Origin of the sequence: Paenarthrobacter sp. NPDC056912 (assembly GCF_042786555.1) — a bacterium.
GTDB lineage: Bacteria > Actinomycetota > Actinomycetes > Actinomycetales > Micrococcaceae > Arthrobacter.
In genome coordinates, this window is sequence record NZ_JBHUCD010000034.1 from 1 (window position 1) to 19320 (window position 19320).

The 19320-nt window shown below is 62.9% G+C and carries 14 protein-coding genes and 1 pseudogene; 7 read left to right on the plus strand and 8 right to left on the minus strand.

Going from position 1 to position 19320, the window contains the following annotated elements; genetic code table 11:
* Window positions 1-104: pseudogene (locus tag ACFRJ9_RS23505) on the minus strand (lipoyl synthase); the annotation flags it as partial.
* On the minus strand, window positions 101-826 hold the full coding sequence (lipB, locus tag ACFRJ9_RS23510) for a lipoyl(octanoyl) transferase LipB (protein WP_377673258.1): 726 nt from the start codon (window positions 824-826) through the stop codon (window positions 101-103). The pseudogene ACFRJ9_RS23505 and the gene lipB, both read right to left, overlap by 4 nt.
* 81 nt (window positions 827-907) lie before the next feature.
* Between lipB and ACFRJ9_RS23515 the strand changes: the two genes are divergently transcribed.
* Entirely contained in the window at window positions 908-2473 is a 1566-nt protein-coding gene (locus ACFRJ9_RS23515) for a protein kinase (RefSeq protein ID WP_377673228.1), read from the plus strand.
* Window positions 2474-2509: 36 nt separating this feature from the next.
* Here ACFRJ9_RS23515 and ACFRJ9_RS23520 read toward each other — a convergent pair whose 3' ends face one another.
* Complete coding sequence (locus ACFRJ9_RS23520; RefSeq protein ID WP_377673231.1) at window positions 2510-3409, minus strand: TIGR01777 family oxidoreductase; 900 nt, start codon at window positions 3407-3409, stop codon at window positions 2510-2512.
* 85 nt (window positions 3410-3494) lie between these two features.
* Between ACFRJ9_RS23520 and ACFRJ9_RS23525 the strand changes: the two genes are divergently transcribed.
* Window positions 3495-6989, plus strand: a complete 3495-nt coding sequence (locus tag ACFRJ9_RS23525) for a S41 family peptidase (protein WP_377673234.1) — start codon at window positions 3495-3497, stop codon at window positions 6987-6989.
* An 81-nt stretch (window positions 6990-7070) separates the two neighbouring features.
* Here the strand turns inward: ACFRJ9_RS23525 and ACFRJ9_RS23530 are convergent, their stop codons facing one another.
* Complete coding sequence (locus tag ACFRJ9_RS23530; RefSeq protein ID WP_159709070.1) at window positions 7071-7499, minus strand: OsmC family protein; 429 nt, start codon at window positions 7497-7499, stop codon at window positions 7071-7073.
* A gap of 133 nt (window positions 7500-7632) precedes the next feature.
* On the opposite strand from ACFRJ9_RS23530, the gene ACFRJ9_RS23535 reads away from it, so the two are divergent.
* Window positions 7633-8016: a VOC family protein gene (locus tag ACFRJ9_RS23535; protein WP_377673237.1), complete on the plus strand. Its 384-nt coding sequence runs from the start codon at window positions 7633-7635 to the stop codon at window positions 8014-8016.
* 86 nt (window positions 8017-8102) lie between these two features.
* Here the strand turns inward: ACFRJ9_RS23535 and ACFRJ9_RS23540 are convergent, their stop codons facing one another.
* The 4 genes from ACFRJ9_RS23540 to ACFRJ9_RS23555 all read right to left on the minus strand — a co-directional run bounded on the left by ACFRJ9_RS23540 (window position 8103) and on the right by ACFRJ9_RS23555 (window position 13639).
* Window positions 8103-8456, minus strand: a complete 354-nt coding sequence (locus tag ACFRJ9_RS23540) for a hypothetical protein (protein WP_377673239.1) — start codon at window positions 8454-8456, stop codon at window positions 8103-8105.
* Window positions 8457-8592: 136 nt separating this feature from the next.
* On the minus strand, window positions 8593-10329 hold the full coding sequence (sucB, locus tag ACFRJ9_RS23545; RefSeq protein ID WP_377673241.1) for a 2-oxoglutarate dehydrogenase, E2 component, dihydrolipoamide succinyltransferase: 1737 nt from the start codon (window positions 10327-10329) through the stop codon (window positions 8593-8595).
* Window positions 10330-10442: 113 nt separating this feature from the next.
* A complete protein-coding gene (gene lpdA / locus ACFRJ9_RS23550; RefSeq protein ID WP_377673243.1) occupies window positions 10443-11825 on the minus strand; it encodes a dihydrolipoyl dehydrogenase in 1383 nt (460 codons plus the stop codon).
* 293 nt (window positions 11826-12118) lie between these two features.
* Complete coding sequence (locus tag ACFRJ9_RS23555) at window positions 12119-13639, minus strand: leucyl aminopeptidase (protein ID WP_377673246.1); 1521 nt, start codon at window positions 13637-13639, stop codon at window positions 12119-12121.
* Window positions 13640-13962: 323 nt separating this feature from the next.
* On the opposite strand from ACFRJ9_RS23555, the gene ACFRJ9_RS23560 reads away from it, so the two are divergent.
* The 4 genes from ACFRJ9_RS23560 to ACFRJ9_RS23575 all read left to right on the plus strand — a co-directional run bounded on the left by ACFRJ9_RS23560 (window position 13963) and on the right by ACFRJ9_RS23575 (window position 19190).
* The gene (locus tag ACFRJ9_RS23560; protein WP_377673248.1) at window positions 13963-14901 is read left to right on the plus strand and encodes a proteasome assembly chaperone family protein; all 939 of its coding nucleotides are present in this window, start codon (window positions 13963-13965) and stop codon (window positions 14899-14901) included.
* A 35-nt stretch (window positions 14902-14936) separates the two neighbouring features.
* Window positions 14937-16301, plus strand: coding sequence for a nitrate/nitrite transporter (locus ACFRJ9_RS23565; protein WP_377673251.1), 1365 nt, complete (start codon window positions 14937-14939; stop codon window positions 16299-16301).
* Window positions 16302-16381: 80 nt separating this feature from the next.
* A complete protein-coding gene (locus ACFRJ9_RS23570) occupies window positions 16382-17635 on the plus strand; it encodes a DUF4192 domain-containing protein (protein ID WP_377673253.1) in 1254 nt (417 codons plus the stop codon).
* Between the two features lie 244 nt (window positions 17636-17879).
* Entirely contained in the window at window positions 17880-19190 is a 1311-nt protein-coding gene (locus ACFRJ9_RS23575) for an RNA polymerase sigma factor (RefSeq protein ID WP_377673255.1), read from the plus strand.
* Window positions 19191-19320: the final 130 nt, after the last annotated feature.

The window sequence follows — 19320 nt, forward strand, 5'->3', positions numbered from 1 at the left end:
ATCTGGACCTTGGCCTTGATCCACTCGGGCTTGCGTTCAACCGGGACCGCCGCGTTACGCGCCTCAACGCGCAGCAACTTACGGCCTTCAGGTGCCAGTGTCACTGGAGTGCTCCTTCGGGGGTGGATACGAGTGCTTCCTCATGCTTGCGGAATTCTTCCACGAAGCGGTCAACGATGTCGGCCGGGTTGATGGTCCGCCCGGCTTCCAGGGACATGGTGGTGACGCTGGCGTCAGTGATTCCGCAAGCGATGATCTGCGCATAAGGTGCGAGGTCGTTGCTGCAGTTGATGGCCACGCCGTGCATCGTGACGCCATCGGTAACGCGGATTCCGATTGCCGCAATCTTGCGGTCCGGTCCGTTCTCGTCCGCAAGGATCCAGACGCCGGCCCGGCCCTTTACGGTGACGGCCTTGATTCCGTAGTCCGCCATGACGGCGATCATGGTGGCTTCAAGCCGTTCCACGTAGTCGCGGATACCGGCGCGGTTCTTGAGCTTGAGGATGGGATAGGCAATGAGCTGGCCCGGGCCATGCCACGTCAGTTTGCCGCCGCGATCCACGGGAACAACAGGAGTGCCGTCGAAGGGGCGCTCGTGGTCTTCCGTGAGCTTGCCGGCCGTATAAACGGCGGCGTGCTCAAGGAGCAGGACTGTGCTGTTGTTCTCGCCCGCAACAACTTTGTTGTGGATCTCGCGCTGCAGGTCCCAGCCCTGCACATAATCAACGAAATCCGGGGCAAGACCCAGTTGTGAAAACTCAAGAGTCATGGCTTCAAGCTTAGACCCCGCCGCAGGCTGCCCATGATTTTGTGGTGAAGCTCTCAGTCGCAACCGGCGCCAACACTTGGCAGGCCGCGCCTGTGGATAACTTCTGCGCGAAATCCCGTCGTCCGGTACACCTTGTCTATGGACATTCTGGATACTCCTGCGGCCCCGGTTCCGGCCATTCCGGGTTATACGACCTCTCGGCAGTTGGGCCAAGGAGGGAGCTCTACGGTATGGCTGGCGGCAAGAGACCGGGACGGGGCAAAGTTTGCGGTCAAATGCGTACGGGCGGAGATGATGGATTCCGTCCGGCGGGAGGCGGGGCTTCTCTCCGGTATCAAACACGAGCACCTTGTCCGGATCCACGATGTGGTCCAAGTGGGCGACGCGGCCGAGGGAACGCTGGGTATTGTCATGGACTTTGCGGCGGGCGGTTCGTTGGCGAACCTGATGGCCGGGCAGAAGCGGCTTGGGGTCGGCGAAGCCGTGACCGTGCTGACTCCGGTAGCCCAGGCGCTGGCTTATCTGCATTCCCGGGGCGTTGTCCACGGAGACGTGTCCCCGGGCAATGTCCTGTTTACAGCGCTGGGCAAACCATTGTTGGCGGACATGGGTGTCGGTGCCAGGGTGGGTGATGAGCCCGAGGCTTCCGTGGCCGGTACCGAGGGATTCGAGGACCGCACACCCGGCGTCCGTGGCTATGGGGCTTCAGAAGGCCAAGAGCTTCAGCCGCATCGCGACGTCTATGCCTTGGCTGCGGTTGGCTGGTACTGCTTGACGGGCTCTGCCCCGGGGCGGGCTGAGGGGCGTCCGCCTTTGTCCCTCCTGGTTCCCGACGTGCCGAAGGGGCTCGTCGCCGCCCTTGAAGCGGGCCTGGATCCGGATCCGCGAGCACGACCATCGGCAAGTGAATTAGGCACGGCGATCTTTCGCAGCGCCGCTCCGGAGCCACTGGACTTGGCGGGGGCGGTCCACTCTTCCGTTATCCCGGAGTTGCTGACCCGGCGCCAGGCACAGGGGCGTTCTCGCGGCACGGCCTGGCAGCTAGCCGGATGGTTACGGGTCCTGCGCTTGCGGGTGCGGCCAACCTCGCGGTCAGAACTTCGTCGTCTACCGGGTGCGGCGAGGCGTCGCCGGAGCCTTGTTCCCCGGCGGGCGGGCCTGGCTGTGATTGCCGGGGTGTTGATCGGCGCACTTGCCTGGAACGTGTGGCAGCAGAACCGGGTGCCCGCGGCGAATTCCCGTCCACCGGCGGCAAACAGCACCAGCGCCGCTGTGGAGGAGTCCGCGAAACTCCCGGAGGGACTCGCCCAGGATGTTCGATCCGAGGACCCGACGATAGCCGTCGCGGCCCTGTCAGCTGCGCGTGATGCCGCCCTCGCGCAGGGGCATCCTGAACTGCTGGGACTAGTGAACGCGGCAGGGTCGCCCGCAGCCTTGGCCGATAGCCGGTTGCGGGAGCAGTTGCACCAGGACGCCATGGTCTTGACCGGTTTTTCTACGACGTTGTCTGGACTGACTGTTCAGGAATCGAACCCGGCCGATGATGTTCTGGTAGCGGTGACGGCCACCACCTCAGCATATGAGGAGCGCCTTGCATCAGGCGCGGTGGTTCGAACCGTGGAAGCCGGAGCGCCACAGCAACTCCGGCTGCATGTGGTTCGGGTGGAGGGGCGCTGGTGGATCTCCGATATTCTCGGCCCCTGATCGGGAGGGCTGATGGTTTTTCCGGACGTAAACCCTTCAGCGCGCAGCGTCGCTGGTCAACCAATGCATGGCGTCGGTGAGTGACGGGTGCTGCCACTGGAACCCTGCTTCGACCAACCTTGCCGGCTCCATGCGCTGGTTGGCCAGCACGAGTTCATCGGCCAATCGGCCAAGGGCCAGGCGAAGTGCGGGCCGCGGCACGCGCAAGAATGCAGGCCGCCTGTAAGCCTTGGCCAGCGCCGCGACGATGGCGTTGACGTCGGCGCTCTCCGGAGCGCACACGTTCACTGCCCCGCTAATGTCCGACCTCATCAGGTATGCGAGGGCGGCGGCCTCGTCTGCCAACGTGATCCACGGCCAATACTGGCGTCCGTTCCCGAACGGTCCGCCCAAACCGAGCTTCAAGAGGGGCAGCAACGGCCCAAGGGCGCCCCCGGAGGGGCTTAGGACCACGCCGGTCCTGGTGGTCACCACCCGGACGTTCTCCGGCGCTGTCCGTGCCGCTTGCTCCCACTCAACGCATAGCGCTGCCAGGATGCCGGCGCCTGGACCGGAATCCTCCCGGAGCATGCCCTCACGGGAGGCGCCGTAGTATCCGGAAGCCGATTGGCTCACGAGGCAATCCGGCGGGTTACTGAGCCGATGCATGGCCGCAGTCAGTGTCTGTGTGGATTGGAGACGGGACTCGCGGATGACCTGGATCCTTCGCTTTGTCCAAGGCCGGTCTCCAATTCCCGCTCCGGAGAGGTTGACCACGGCATCGGTTCCGTCCAGGACTGCTTCGTCGAGCTCGCCCTTTGCCGGGTCCCATGTCCATTCATTGGTGGACCTGGCGGGTCGACGCACCAATCGGATGACATCATCTCCTTGGCTGGTCAACAGCTCGGATAACGCCGTTCCGATCATTCCCGAAGCCCCGGACATCACGATTCGCATGACCCATCTCACCACGGCCAAGCTGTGCGGCGGAAACGCCTGTCGGTGCGGCTTTCGAGAGGTGCCTCTTGACTATGATCGAACAATGACCTCCTCCAGCTACCTCCGTTTCCCGCATGTGCACGGCGAATTGGTCACTTTTGTGGCCGAAGACGACGTCTGGGTCGCCCCCACGTCCGGCGGCCGTGCCTGGCGTGTTTCTTCCCAGCAACTTCCAGCAAGGAACCCCCGGTTCACCCCGGACGGCCAACGCCTGGTGTGGACTGCAGTCGTTGGCACATCCCCCGAGGTCGTGACGGCGGACGTCGACGGCGGCGGGTACAAACAGTTGAGCTACTTCGGGCACACCACCACCAAGGTCAGGGGATTTACTCCCGCCGGAAATGTGGTGGTGACCAGCGCCTTTCAGCAGGCGGAAGGCCGCCACACGCACGCGTACAGCCTTCCCCTGGACGGTGGCGCCGCCGTCGAACTTCCATTTGGTCCTGTCGAGTCGGTGGCATTCGCCCCTGAAGTGGGGGACGAGAAGCCGGTAGTGCTGGCGAGTGTCCTTTCCCGCGAGCCCGCTTGGTGGAAGCGCTACCGCGGCGGCACTGCAGGAAAGCTGTGGATTGACACGGACGGCAACGGAGAGTTCGAGCGGTTGGTCCCGGAAATTGACGGGAACCTGACCGACCCGCTTTGGGTGCAAGGCCGGATTGCCTTCCTTTCTGACCATGAGGGATACGGGAATCTCTACTCCGTGCTCCCGGATGGTTCAGGGCTGCGCCGCCACACCGATCACGAGGACTTCTACGTCCGGCACGCAAGCACGGACGGTCACCGGGTCATTTTCGAATCCGCCGGCGAACTCTGGATCCTTCCTTCGCTCGACGCCGACGCTGAGGCCGTGAAACTCGAGGTGTCCCTGGGCTCGGCGTCACCGGGACGCCGCCCGGCGCCCCTGAAGGCGTCCGCGCATCTGGGGGACGTCTTCCCCAACTCGAACGGAACTGCCAGTGCAGTGGAGGCGCACGGCACCGTTCACTGGCTCCGGCACAAGGATGGACCGTCGCGTGTTGTCCAGGCGACCCCTGGTGTCCGTGCGCGCCTGCCTCGACCACTTACTGACGGCCGGATCGCCTTCGTTGCTGACCACGGGGGTGTGGAAGCGCTGTACATCAAGCGCATCGCCTCACGTTTGTCGGCAGTAGTGGAAGCGCCAAAGGTGGTTGAAACGCCGGCCCCCGCCAACGCATCCGATCCGCTGCCCCAGCCGGTCTCAGCATCGAACGTGCTGGGACAGGGGAGCTCAGGCGTCCAGGCTGCTGCGCCTGCCCGCCCGGCCGAAACGGCCGACGTCGAACCGTCAGCTGACACAGCGGCGGGCCCTGCCGCCTCGCCAGCCAATCCCGCGGTGGATGATGCGTCAGAACTCCGCATCGACTTCCCGGCACCCACGCGTGCAAGTGCCCTTGAAGCCAGCCCTGATGGCCGCTGGCTCGCTGTTGGTACTTCCTTCGGTGACGTCTTTGTCGCCGATACATCAACCGGGGCGCTGTCACTGCTTGTGAGCGTTGGCGAAGGCAGCATCGATCAACTGGCATGGTCCAGTGATTCACAGTGGCTCGCCTGGTCCGAACCCGTGACGTCGTTCGGATCACGCAGCAAGCTCCGTATTGCCCGTCCGGGTGAGGACGAGTCTGCGATTATTGACGTCACTGACGGCCGGTTCTGTGACGAATCACCACGATTCACCCCGGATGGAAAGTTCCTGGCATTCCTTTCCAACCGCAGCTTCGACCCCGTCTACGACGGACACTCGTTTGATCTGTCCTTCCCGAGCCCCATCAAGCCGTATTTGGTGGCCTTAGCGGCGGATACAGCGTCACCCTTTGGTCCGTCAGTGGACACGCTTGAGGACGCCGCGCTGACAGAAAAGACCGACGACGACGCCGACGCGCCGGCAGTGCGCGTGGATTCGGACGGCCTTGCCCACCGCGTCATTACCGTCCCCGTGCCCCAAGGCAATTACTCGGACCTGACCGCCGCGGACGGCGCCCTGCTATGGCTCGATACGGAGCTCTCGGGTGTCACCGGCGAAGGTAAGGGCACGGTCCAGGACAAGAAGACTGCGCCGTCATTGGTGCGTTATGACCTGGCCAAGCGCAAGCAGGCCACTCTGGTCAGTGCTGTGGACAGCTACCGCCTCTCCGGTGATCGTGAGCGGATCATCTACATCCTGGATCAGCAGATCACCTCTGTGCCAGCCGACAAAAAAGTGGACGAGGACTCCGGTGACCTGGTCAAGGTGGACCTCACCAGGATTCGCGTGATCCTTGACCCGGTGGCTGCCTGGGGGCAGGCCTTCGAGGAAGCCTGGCGCCTGCAGCGGGACTTCTTCTGGACAGCCGACATGGCCGGACAGGATTGGGATTCCGTGTACAAGCGGTACCGCCCCATCGTGGACAGGCTCGGTTCCCATGACGACCTCGTGGACCTGCTCTGGGAAATGCACGGAGAGTTGGGAACCTCGCACGCCTACGTGAGGCCGGCAGCCGTCACCGAGCCCGGCCGAAACGGCCAGGGCCGGCTCGGCGCGGAGCTGCAGTTGGATGGCAAGGGCTGGGAAATCACCAGGATACTGGCCGGGGAGTCCTCGGACCCTCTGGCTACGTCTCCGCTGACGCGTCCTGGCGCCGACGCGAAGGTGGGCGATGTCCTTCTGGCGATTGACGGCGTCGAGCTTTCCGCCGCAGTGCCACCTGCGATGCAACTCGTGGGGGCAGCGGGCCGGACTGTTGAACTGACGCTGCTGAATGGCGAAGGACACGGCGCGGCCGCCGGGACCCAGCGGCGCGTGGCTGTAGTGCCTGTCCGCGACGAAGAGCGCCTCCGGTATCAGGATTGGGTACGGGCCAACCGTCGCACCGTCCGGGAGGCATCCGACGGCAAATTCGGTTACCTGCATGTGCCGGACATGATGGCCAACGGTTGGGCGCAACTGCACCGCGACCTGGATACCGAAACTGCTCTGGACGGTCTCATTGTCGATGTTCGGCGGAACCGCGGTGGCCACACGTCGCAGCTGGTCGCAGAGCTCATCGGCCGCAAGGTCACAGGCTGGAGCATGCCACGGGGCGAGAAGCCGCGGACTTACCCGCACCACGCCCCGCGCGGACCTGTGATTCTCCTCGCCGATGAATTCGCCGGATCCGACGGCGACATCATCACCCAGGTCTCCAAGCTGCGGGGCATCGGCCCCGTCATTGGTACGCGGACCTGGGGTGGCGTGGTTGGCATCGACAACCGCTTCGCCCTGGCCGATGGAACCGGCGTGACGCAGCCCCGTTACGCGACGTGGTTCGGCGGCGGGATTGGCTGGGATGTGGAAAACCGCGGCGTCGAACCCGACATTGAAGTGATCTTCCCGCCGCATGCCTACGCTGCCGGAACCGATCCCCAACTCGAGTACGGCATCGGTGCGCTCAAGGAAATGATTCAGGAGTTGCCCACGGACCGTCCGCCGCTGCGGGAAGGCTACCGAAAAGTCCGGCCGGCGCCGTTGCCTTCACGGCCACAGAAGAACCAGGCAAAATGAGGGCCTGAACAAAGATGAGCCCCGCGGCCTCCCGAAAGGGAAGCGGCGGGGCTCATCTCGTAGTGCGGCCGGGAATGCAGGCTAGGCGGCGAGCGTGGCGTCCAGCGTGATCTCGATGCTGGCCAGCGCGCCGGAAACGGGGCACCCGGTCTTGGCGTCCTCGGAGATGCGGCGGAAGTCCTCTTCGGAGAGGCCGGGAACCTTGGCCGTCATGGTCAAGTGGCTGCCGGTGATACCGGTGCCCGGAACGAAGGTGACGTCAGCCTTGGTGTGCACTTCCTCCGCAGTAAAGCCTTCACCCGCGAGGGCGTGGCTGAAAGCCATGGAGAAACACGCGGAGTGGGCAGCGGCGATCAGTTCTTCGGGGCTGGTCTTGCCACCGGACTGCTCAGTGCGTGCCTTCCACGTGACATCGAACGTACCCAGGCCTGAGCTGTCCAGCGTCGTGTTACCGGCGCCTTCGATCAGGTTGCCGTTCCAAACCGTGTGTGCGGTGCGTGTTGCTGCCATGTCAACTCCTAGGGGTCGTTGTGAGTCGGCAACCAGCCCTCGCCGGGTGCCACCGGGATCAATCCTAGGGATTTGGCCTCCGGACTGCACTGTCATTCCGCTGTCAGTGGATTGTGACCCCTAGACTGGCGAAATGGCTACCGAAGAACATGCAATCAACGGTCAGATCCAGGGTCCCCGGATCGCTTCCATCATGGTCAATGCCAAGGACGCGGCCAGCCTGGCCGGGTTCTGGTCTGAGCTGATGGACATGCCGGTCTCGGCCGAATTTGACGGCTTCATCTGGTTGCGGCCGGCCGCCCCCGGCCTGCCGCAGTTGGCGTTTCAACAGGTCTCCGCCCCAACCGAAGGACGGCGTCGGCTGCACCTGGACCTGCACGACGCCGATGCCGCGGCTTTGAGGCGTAAGGCCGAGGCGTTGGGAGCTACTTTTGTTGAGGCGCACAGCATCGGGGACTTCCACTGGGACATCATGCAGGATCCGGAGGGTAACGAATTTTGCATTGCCCAGGACTAAGAACGCATTAATGGGCGCAGCCGCCCTGCCTCGCGTCATGCAAGGCAGCGCGGCTGCTGTGTTTCAGGGAGCTGCTGGGACTTGGATCAGTTCCAGAGGGTCGCGATGGCGATGTTTACCAAGGCGAGCCCGCCAACACTGTGGGCCAGGCCGGTTGAGACTGGTTGGCCGTTCTTGACCTTCCTTGAACCAATAACGGCGAGAACCGCAACCGCAATGCCGATCACAAGCTTGATGCCGAGCTTCATGTAGTTCGGATCGGCGTCAGGCAGGAGCGGGAAGAGGCCCATCATGGCGATACCCGTCAGGAGCTGAAGGAAGGCACCGTCCCGCTGGCGGGGGTGGACGGTTGGCTCCTTGATGGTGGCGATCCAGTAGCCCACAATCATGGCTGCGCCGACGATGTGCAAGAACACCAAAATGCTGAAGAGAATACTCATGCTTCAAGCTTAGCCAGTTTGTTCTACGTCCCGTAGCAAAGCCACGCTAAGGGGCAAAGCGAAGGGGCAGGTGGCCGGTTTCCCGGCCACCTGCCCCTGTCACTTTCCGCCAAGGTACTCCTGGCGGTGCTAAGTCCTAGAGACCCAGATCTGCTTCGAAGGCACCTTCTTCAAGGCGTGCCTTGAGGGTCTGGAGGAAGCGACCGGCGTCGGCGCCGTCCACCAGGCGGTGATCGTACGTCAAAGACAGGTACATCATGGAGCGAATGGCAATCGAATCGTCGCCGTTTTCGTCAGCGACCACCACGGCGCGCTTGACGATCGCTCCGGTACCGAGGATGCCGACCTGCGGCTGGTTGATGATCGGAGTATCGAACAGCGCACCAACGGAGCCGATGTTGGTGATGCTGAACGTACCGCCGGACAGTTCGTCCGGACCAATCTTGCCGTCACGCGTGCGCCCTGCGACGTCAGCGATCTTGCCGGCCAGACCGGCAAGGTTCAGGTTGCCGGCGTCGGAGATGACGGGGACCAGGAGGCCCTTGTCGGTATCGACGGCGATCGCCAGGTGCTCGGCGTTGTGGTAGGTGATTTCCTGCTTGGCTTCGTCATAGGCAGCGTTCAGCTTGGGGTGCTGCTTGAGTGCTTCAGCCACTGCCTTGGCAATGAACGGCAGGAAGGTCAGCTTGACGCCATTCTGGGCCTGGAAAGAATTCTTGGCCTTGAGGCGGAGCTTGGCGATCTTGGTCATGTCGACCTCGTGCACCTGGGTCAGCTGGGTGGAGACCTCCAGTGACTCGCGCATGCGGCGGGCGATGACCTGGCGGATGCGGGGAGCCTTCTCCGTGGTACCGCGCAGTGAGGACGCGACGACAGGTGCTGCGGCCTTGGCCGCGGGAGCGGCGGCAGGAGCAGCTGCGGCGGGTGCTGCGGCGGCCTGCTTGGCTTCAGCGGCGGCAAGGACATCCTGCTTGCGGATGCGACCGCCGACGCCGGTTCCGGAGACCGATGCGATGTCCACGCCGTGCTGGTTGGCAAGCTTGCGGACCAAGGGAGTAACGTAGCCGGATTCCGAAGCAGGTGCCTCGGTAGCGGCCGGAGCAGCGGCAGGTGCGGCAGCGGGTGCGGGGGCTGCCGCAGGAGCGGGAGCCGCGACGGGTGCGGGGGCTGCCGCAGGAGCGGGGGCTGCTGCGGGAGGTGCCGGTGCTTCGACTGGGGGAGCTGCTGCCGGAGCGGGTGCTGCGGCAGGTGCTGCTGCGCCCGACCCGATGACTGCAAGGACGGAACCAACTTCGGCGGTTTCGTCCTCGTTGACCCGGATTTCCTGCAAGGTGCCGGCAACCGGAGACGGAATCTCGGTGTCCACCTTGTCCGTGGAGACCTCAAGCAGTGGTTCGTCAACTTCCACGGTGTCGCCGATGGCCTTGAGCCAGCGGGTGACAGTACCTTCAGTGACGCTCTCGCCCAGGGCCGGGAGGGTCACTTCGTGGCCCTCGCCACCGGACGCTGCCGGAGCAGCGGCCGCGGGTGCTTCTTCGGCGGCGGGGGCAGCCGGGGCCTCTTCGGCCGGTGCGGCCTGCTCAGCGGGAGCAGCCTGCTCGGCGGGAGCCTCTGCAGCAGGTGCGCCAGAGCCGGAACCATCACCGATGCGCACCAACGGAGCGCCAACCTCTGCGGTCTCGTCTTCGGCGACGAGGATTTCTTCGATGACGCCTGCGATCGGAGAAGGGATTTCGGTGTCTACTTTGTCGGTTGAAACCTCGAGCAGCGGCTCGTCGATCTCCACCCGGTCACCAACCTGCTTGAGCCAGCGGGTGACAGTTCCTTCGGTGACACTCTCACCGAGGGCGGGCAAGTTAACGGATTCAGACATGTCGTCCCCGTTCTCCTTATTGATCTTTGTGCGGATGAATTCTGCTGGTCCGGGCCGGGTGCATCCGGCAGATTCCGCTGCATGCACCCGACCCGTTTGTCTTGGGTAAAGACTTAGCCGTGGAGCGGCTTGCCCGCGAGGGCGAGGTGGGCTTCGCCCAGTGCTTCGTTCTGGGTGGGGTGGGCGTGGACCAGCTGGGCCACGTCCTCCGGGTAAGCTTCCCAGTTCACGATCAGCTGGGCCTCACCGATCTGCTCGCCAATGCGGGAGCCGATCATGTGGATGCCGACCACGGGGCCATCCTTCTGGCGAACGAGCTTGACGATTCCACCGGTTCCGAGGATCGAGCTCTTGCCGTTGCCGGCCAGGTTGTATTCCTGGGTTTCCACCTGGTCGTCGCCAAACTTCGCTTTGGCGGCCTTTTCGGTGTAGCCGACCGTAGCGATTTCAGGCTCGCAGTAAGTGACCTTGGGAATGTTGACGTCTTCGACGATTGCGGGGTTCAGGCCGGCGATCTCCTCAGCGACAAAAATGCCCTGCTGGTAGCCGCGGTGTGCAAGCTGGACGCCGGGAACGATGTCGCCCACTGCGTAGATGTTGCCGACGCCGGTGTGCAGGCGCTCGTTGGTGATGACGAAGCCACGGTCGATGGTGATGCCGGCTTCTTCGTAGCCCAGGTTTGCGGTGACGGGACCACGGCCCACAGCTACGAGGAGCAGATCGGCTTCGAATGTCTGGCCGTCAACCAAGGTGACCTTGACGCCGTCGTCGTTCTGTTCCACACCCTGGAAGAAGATGCCGGTGGTGAACTTGATGCCGCGCTTCTTGAAGGCACGCTCCAAGTTCTTGACAATCGATGCGTCTTCGTTCGGAACGAGGGAGGGGAGGCCTTCGATGATGGTGACGTCCACGCCGAAGGACTTCCACACGGAAGCGAACTCGACGCCGATAACGCCGCCGCCGAGGACGATTGCGCTCTTCGGGATGTAGTCCATGGTCAGGGCCTGGTCCGAGGTGATGACCTTGCCGCCGATTTCCAGGCCCGGAAGGGAACGGGAGTAGGAACCCGTTGCCAGGACAATGTTCTTGCCTGTGTAGGTGGTGCCGTTCACGACGATGGTGTTGTTGCCCTGGAGCTTGCCTTCACCCTCGATGACGGTGATGCCCTTGGACTTGATGAGTCCCTGGAGGCCCTTGAACTTGCCGGCGATGATGCCGTCCTTGTACGCGTTCACGGCCGACATGTCGATGCTGTCGAGCGTGACGTTCACGCCGTACTTGGCGGAATCGCGTGCATGGTCGGCCAGTTCAGCCGAGTGCAGGAGTGCCTTGGTGGGGATACAGCCGTTGTGCAGGCAGGTACCGCCGAGCTTTGCCTTTTCCACAAGGCCAACGGTGAACCCAAGCTGTACGGCCCGCAGGGCAGTGGCGTAGCCGCCGCTGCCGCCACCGAGTACCAGGATGTCGAATTCTTGCGCAGTTGCCTGATCGGCCACTAAAACGCTCCCTCGCGTGAATGATGACACGGGACTGCGTGTCATCTGGTCTTTGGAACTTGTTCTGCCGTGATTATGCCAGCACCTAAGTTCTCTTGCATTTGTGACTATCGAGTTCACCTTAGCGAACCACCTACCCATGCTCCACCCTCCGCGGGCGTTTGTGGAGCGCTTGTGTCGAGACTCACGTTAGCTTGTGACATAGCGCTACACGCCGCATAATTCCGGGGTTTGCGGGCCCTGCGGAGTGTTCCGCAGAGCCCGCATAAGCCAGGGTGGCGAGGGAGGGGTTACTAGGCGGACGCCGCTACGAGATCCTCGGCGTAGGCAACGAGGGTGCGGACAGTGGATCCCGTTCCCTGTTTGGGCGTGTATCCGTAGGCGCTGCCGTTGTTGAAGGCAGGGCCGGCAATGTCAACGTGGGCCCACGGGATCTGCTGGCCGTCGCCGTCTTTGCCCACGAACTCGCGGAGGAAGACGGCGGCGGTCATCATGCCGCCATTGCGCTCACCGATGTTGGCGAGGTCTGCCACCTGCGAGTCGAGGCTCGGACGCAGTTCCTCCGGAAGCGGCATGGGCCAGACCAGTTCGCCGGCCCGGTCTGCGGCCGATTTCAGGGCAGAGGTCACGGAATCGGAGCCCATGAGGCCGGCGGTGCGAACGCCCAGGGCGATCAGCTGCGCACCCGTCAGCGTTGCGACGTCGATGATGGCGTCCGGCTTCTCCAGGCTGGCTGCGACGATGCCGTCGGCCATCACAAGGCGACCCTCGGCGTCGGTGTTCAGTACCTCGACGGTCTTGCCGCCGTAAATGGTGAAGACGTCGGCAGGCCGCGCCGCAGCGCCCGAGGGCATGTTCTCTGCGATGCAGAGCCACGCGGTCGCCTTAATGGGCAGGCCCAGCGAAGCAAGGGCCAAGACAGTGTTAAGGACGACGGCGGCCCCCGCCATGTCGCCCTTCATGTCACCCATGCCGAGGGCCGGCTTGATGGAAATGCCGCCGGTGTCAAAGGTGATGCCCTTGCCAATAAGCGCAATCTTTTTGGTGGCTTTTGCCGGCGCGTACTCGACCTTGACCAGGCGGGGCTGGCGCGTGGAGCCCTTGCCGACGCCGAGGATGCCGCCGAAGCCCTCCTTCTCGAGGCGCTTTTCGTCCCAGACTGTCACCTTGACAGGGAGGCCCTTTGAGAGTTCCTTCGCGGATTCCGCGAACGACTCCGGGTAGAGATGGCTGGGCGGCTGGTTGACCAGGGTGCGTGTCGCGTTGACGGCGCGCGCCAGCACAATCGCCCGGTCCAGGGCAGGCTGTGCGGCCTTGGCATCAACATCGGAGAAGATCAGTGCCTTGGACACCGGCGCCTTCAGTCCTTCGTTGCTGGAGCGGTGCTCGGTGTAGGAGTACGCTCCCAGGGCGGCTCCTTCGGCGACGGCAGCGACATCGTTGACGGTCGTCGTCGGGAAGGCAAGGGTGACAGACGGGACGCCGGCAAGCTGGCGTACGGCGGATCCGGCCGCCCGACGCAGTGCCTCTTCGCTGAGGTTCCCGTCGGACAGCTTGCCTACGCCGGCAAGGACCAAAATGCCCGAGCCTGTCTCCGGAAGTCCCGGAAGCCTGTGCGTCTGATCGGCGGCACCCGTGACGCCGAGGAGCTGCAGCGAACCGGAGACGGATTCGGCGGCCTTGGCGCTCAGCGGGTTGGAGAGCAATACCGGCCCGTCAGAGCCTTGCGCCACTCCAATCACGAGTGCGTCGCTGGGGGACTTTTTCAGGTCCTTTGCGACGATGCCCAGGATGATGTCAGTAGTCTTGACCACGAGGATGTTTCCTCACTTCTCTCTGCTGTGGATGGCGGTCGCATGTTTCGCGGCCTGCCCGGGTACGCGACCGACGTCATCTTGCGACGGCGGCCTTGATCTTCAAGGCCGTCGGGCGGCCCGTTTCGATCGTAGTCTCTAGACGACGGCTGCCCGCAATTTAATGAGAGCTGCGGCACATCCGGAGCTGGAATGCCTGCCGGGAGTGCAGCGTTGAACCGATATATAGAGTCCCTGTGCCAAACGCCTGGAGTCTTTTGACACCATGGCCCTGGTGGCGGGGTGACTGCCCTGAACTATTTCTTCCGTGAAAGGAACACGCCGTGTTTGAACGGATATCCGGCTCCCTCCTGGACCCCGAGTCGCTCTATGCGAGCAACATCGAGACCTTCCACAGTCCTGAACTGCGAGGGCTGAACATGGTCATGGGGTTTACGGGTTTCGCTGATGCCGGTCATGTGGTCCGGCAAATCAACACGGAGTTGTTGGATGAGCTCGACGCCGAGGTCGTGGCCATGTTCGATGCCGACCAACTCATCGACTACCGGTCCCGGCGCCCGCACATCAGCTTTGTTGAAGACCACTTGCAGGACTACCAGGCTCCAAAGCTCGGTCTGTACAAGTTGACGGACGGCCTCGGCCAGCCGTTCCTGCTGCTCGCCGGGTTCGAACCGGACCTGCAATGGGAGCGGTTTTCCCGCGCCGTCGTAGGCATCGTGGAGAAGCTGGACGTTAATCTGGTGACGTGGATCCATTCGATCCCCATGCCGGTGCCGCACACGCGGCCCGTCGGGGTCACTGTGCACGGAAACCGGCCCGAACTCATCGAAGGCATCTCCAGTTGGAAGCCCACGGTGGAGGTTCCGGCCGCCATCGGGCACATTCTGGAGCTCCGCCTGACAGAAGCTGAGCGCAATGTGGCCGGCTATGTCATCCACGTACCCCACTACCTGTCAGAGGCGGAGTACCCCCCTGCGGCAGTAGCCGGATTGGAATACCTTGGAGCGGCGACATCCCTGATGCTGCCCACTGACCGCCTCCGTGAAGCCGGCAGGGAAGTGGGCCGCCAGATCGCGGAGCAGATCGAGTCATCTGAGGAAGTGCAAGCCGTGGTCTCCAACCTGGAGACACGCTACGACGAAAAATCCGAGGGTGTCATCCGTCGTTCGCTGCTCGCCGACGAGAACGACGAACTGCCCAACGCCGAGGACATTGGAGCGGCTGTCGAGGCATACCTGGCGCGTAAAGACTCGCCTCAATAAATCATCTTTCAGTTGTCGACAGGCATAATTGGGGTGTGAATGCTCCCCGCGCCTGGCTCATCTGGACGATTGGTGTATTCGCATATCTGGTGGCGGTGGCACAACGAACCTCGTTTGGTGTCGCAGGTCTTGAAGCGACTGAACGGTTCCACGCCAGTGCCTCGGCCATCTCCTTCTTTACTGTTCTGCAGCTCCTTGTCTACGCAGGGCTGCAGATTCCTGTGGGTGTCCTGGTAGACAGGTTCGGCTCACGGGCCATGGTGGCCGGTGGTGCTGTGCTGATGGGGCTGGGGCAGTTGCAGCTGGCCTTTGCTGACAGCATTCCAGGGGGAGTATTAGGCCGTGTCCTGGTTGGCGCCGGCGATGCCATGACCTTTATCTCCGTGATCCGCTTGGTGCCGTTGTGGTTTGCACCGGCCAAAGTTCCGCTCGTCACGCAGCTTACTGGGATGTGCGGCCAGTTGGGCCAACTCTTCAGCGTGGTTCCCTTCGCCCTCCTCCTTCACTCAGCCGGATGGACTCCTGCGTTCCTCACACTGGCTGCCATGTCTGTGCTCGCCGTCGTCCTGGTCATCGCGTTGCTTCGGGACGCCCCACCCGGGCACCCGCCCCGGGAGACGGGCCAGGGGCTGAGGGCCACAGGTGTTTCCCTGTCACGTGCCTGGAAACAGCCGGGAACACGCCTCGGGCTGTGGAGCCACTTCACCGTCCAGTTCAGCGGAAACCTGTTTGCGATGACATGGGGGTACCCCTTCCTGCTGTCGGCCCAGGGCTTGGACGCGGGCACTGTTTCGGCCTTGATGGCGTTGTTCGTGGCAACCGCGATCGTTTCCGGCCCCGGTTTTGGCCGTTTCGTATCCAAGCACCCCATGCGCAGATCCGCCATGGTCCTGCTGATCACTGTGGCTACCGCTTTGGCGTGGGCGGCAGTGCTCATCCTTCCCGAGCGCGCTCCTCTATGGCTTTTGGTGATACTGGTGGTGGTGCTGGCCGTAGGTGGCCCGGGGTCCATGATCGGCTTCGATTTCGCCCGGACGTTCAATCCTTCACATCGGATCGGCACTGCGACCGGCATCGTCAACGTCGGTGGCTTTATCGCTGCCCTCGTCGCGATCTACCTCATCGGCCTGGTGCTCGACCTCCTTAACGCAAGCGGTTTCTCTGGCGGGGACTTGTATGGTCTTGCCCCGTTCCGGATAGCCCTGAGCGTTCAGTTCGTTTTGCTCGGCCTGGGCACTGCCCTGATCCTGGTGACGCGCCGCAAGGTGCGCCGGCAGATGGCATCACAAGGGATCCATGTGGCACCGCTTGTGGCAACATTGGCAAAGCAGCGCCGGGAGAGGATTCAGCGGAAGCGTTCCGCGCGTTCCCAAAAGGACGGCCAGCAAAGCAGCCGCTGATTCCCTCGGCTGCGTAGGCCTTATCCACATAGGCAAGGTAGGCCCTGTACCACCCCGCTTGAGTTGCGGAGGCTGGAGTCATGACCACCAATGAAGCGTTGAGCATCCACCAACCAGAAGACATTCTTGGCTACATTCCCCACGTCCTGGGCTTCTGGCCTGAAGACAGCCTGGTGGCCATCACTATGCAGGGAAGAGTCCTCGGCGCTACCCTGCGCGTCAATCTGCCAACCCCGCGGCCGCCGCAGGCCCTTGCAATGTTTGCCGATCACATCCGACGCTATTTGCTGGCGGACGGGGCCGCCGACGGGGTAGTGCTTGCTGTCTACTCGGAGGCGGGGTGGGCAGACTCAACGATGGTGAACAAGGCTGCTCCTCTGCTTGAGGCCCTCCAGCAGAGCTTTGGTGAGGTTGACTTGGCAGTTCGGGATGCGTGGCTTGTAGGTTCGGAGTTTTGGCGGAGTGCCTATTGTCCCGATGAAAGCTGCTGCCCCATGCCGGGGTTGCCTGTCAGCTGCATCAAGGACAGTCGATTGAGCGCCGAAATGGTGTATCGCGGCAGCGCCATCGGGTCGGCTCCGACAAGTCCCAGCGGGCAGCCGCTAAATGCCCGGCGTGGGAGCCTTGACCCACTGGTGCATGCGGCTGAGACCCGCTATGCCGAGGAGATACTTGACCAATGGCGAAGCGAGAGCTGTCTGGATGCTGTTCTTGCGGTGTGGCACCACGCGTTGGCCAAAGGTGCGGCAGGGACTTTTCCGGAGCCAGCTACAGACGCAGGGCTCATGGGACTGTTGAGGACAACACTGAAGATTCCTGCCTGGCGGGATGCGGTGGCGGTCATGGCCGCTGCCGGAATTGGGTCTGCAAAGTCTGGTGCCGCGTCCTCCGGGATGCTGAGCCAAGGTGGTTCGCGCAAGCCACCCTTCGATCTGGGAGAGTTCGGCATACCAAGTGCGGCCGCTGGAGATACACCATCCAGTGAGGCGAGGAAAACCGGGGACATTTTCACTTACGGCGATGTCTTGCTGGGAATGAAGCCGGAGGTGCCCCACTGGAACCACCTCAATGCCCTTCAGCACGTTCTTGCCGTGCTCTGCGTCGAAGGTGAAACAGGTGAAGTGGCCGCTGCATCGTTGACCCTTCAGGGGTGGATTGCCTGGTGCAAGGGGAGTGGTTCGTTCGCCTACGGGTGCCTCAGCCGGGTGGAAGCGGCGCAGCCAGGCTACCGGCTGGCGGAATTGCTGATGGGCATCCTCGATCAAGGAACCATCTGTGGGTGGGCGCGGCTGCCTGGCTCCGCTTGGCGGGGATTCAAAGGCGCGGTTGTGTAGGGATCGCGGATTCATCCGGCGTGCGTTTCGCAAAACCGTGAGACAATGGATGCCGAGACCCGGTTGGGTCCGCGTTCGAATGCCTGCGATGGCCCGGAAATCGGGAACATTACAGTCCCGTCGGGAGTTCTACATAAGGACTCTGCAGACGGCGATGGCATTTGAGATTGATCGCGGACTTGACAGGGTCATAGTGGTGTTGCCCGCATGGTGATTCCACAGACCGCCGCTAGAAAGGTTTTCTGTGACTCCGTCTTCCGTCGAGAAGGAACCCGCCGCCCAGGCCGAATTGTCCGCTGATGAAAAGAAGGCGGCCACAACGGCAAAGCGCGCGGCGACACGTGCTGCCAACAAGGCCTCAGAGGGTGACTCTGACAAGCCGGCACCCAAGAAGCGTGGACCCAAGCCCGGCGCCAAAGCCGCCGCTGAAGCCGCGAACAAGTCCTCAGACTCCGATTCCGACAACGAAGATGGCAACGCGGAGGACGAAGACTTCGATCCCGCAGCCGCAGAGGAAGTCGACGCCGGAGACGATGATTCCGAGGCCACCGCAAAGGACAAGCCCGCTCCTTCGGGCTCGGGATTCGTCTATTCGGATGCTGATGACGACGACGCCCCTGTACAGCAGGTCATGTCCGCGGGTGCTACGGCTGACCCCGTCAAGGACTACCTGAAGCAAATTGGCAAGGTTGCCCTGCTGAACGCAGAGCAGGAAGTCGACCTCGCGCTTCGCATCGAAGCCGGCCTCTTCGCCGAAGAAAAGATCAACGCAGACGACGGTTCAATGGATCCGAAGCTCAAGCGCGAGCTTGAATTCGTCATCCATGATGGCAAGCGGGCCAAGAACCACCTGCTGGAAGCCAACTTGCGCCTCGTCGTTTCATTGGCCAAGCGCTACACCGGCCGTGGCATGCTCTTCCTCGACTTGATCCAGGAAGGCAACCTGGGCCTCATCCGCGCCGTGGAGAAGTTCGACTACACCAAGGGCTTCAAGTTCTCCACGTACGCCACGTGGTGGATCCGCCAGGCCATCACCCGTGCCATGGCCGACCAAGCCCGCACCATCCGCATCCCCGTGCACATGGTGGAAGTCATCAACAAGCTGGCCCGTGTTCAGCGCCAGATGCTTCAGGACCTTGGCCGTGAACCTACGCCCGAAGAACTGGCTTTGGAACTGGACATGACGCCCGAGAAGGTCGTAGAGGTCCAGAAGTACGGTCGCGAGCCGATTTCACTTCATACTCCGCTCGGTGAGGATGGCGACTCCGAGTTCGGCGATCTCATTGAAGACTCCGAAGCTGTTGTTCCGGCCGACGCTGTCAGCTTCACGCTGCTGCAGGAACAACTGCACTCCGTCCTGGACACGTTGTCCGAACGCGAAGCCGGCGTAGTCGCCATGCGCTTCGGGCTGACCGACGGCCAGCCGAAGACTTTAGACGAAATCGGCAAGGTCTATGGAGTTACGCGTGAGCGTATCCGCCAGATCGAATCCAAGACGATGTCCAAGCTGCGGCACCCGTCGCGGTCCCAGGTCCTCCGGGACTACCTGGACTAAAGTTCCCGGCTCAGCCGGAAGCGGCCCGGTCGGAATCTTGGGTTCTAGCGGTCGTTGCAACACCCAGAATTTTTGGGAGTTGCAACGACCGTGTCTCGTTTAAGCGGTGCTTCGTCAGGCCTGAATCGGT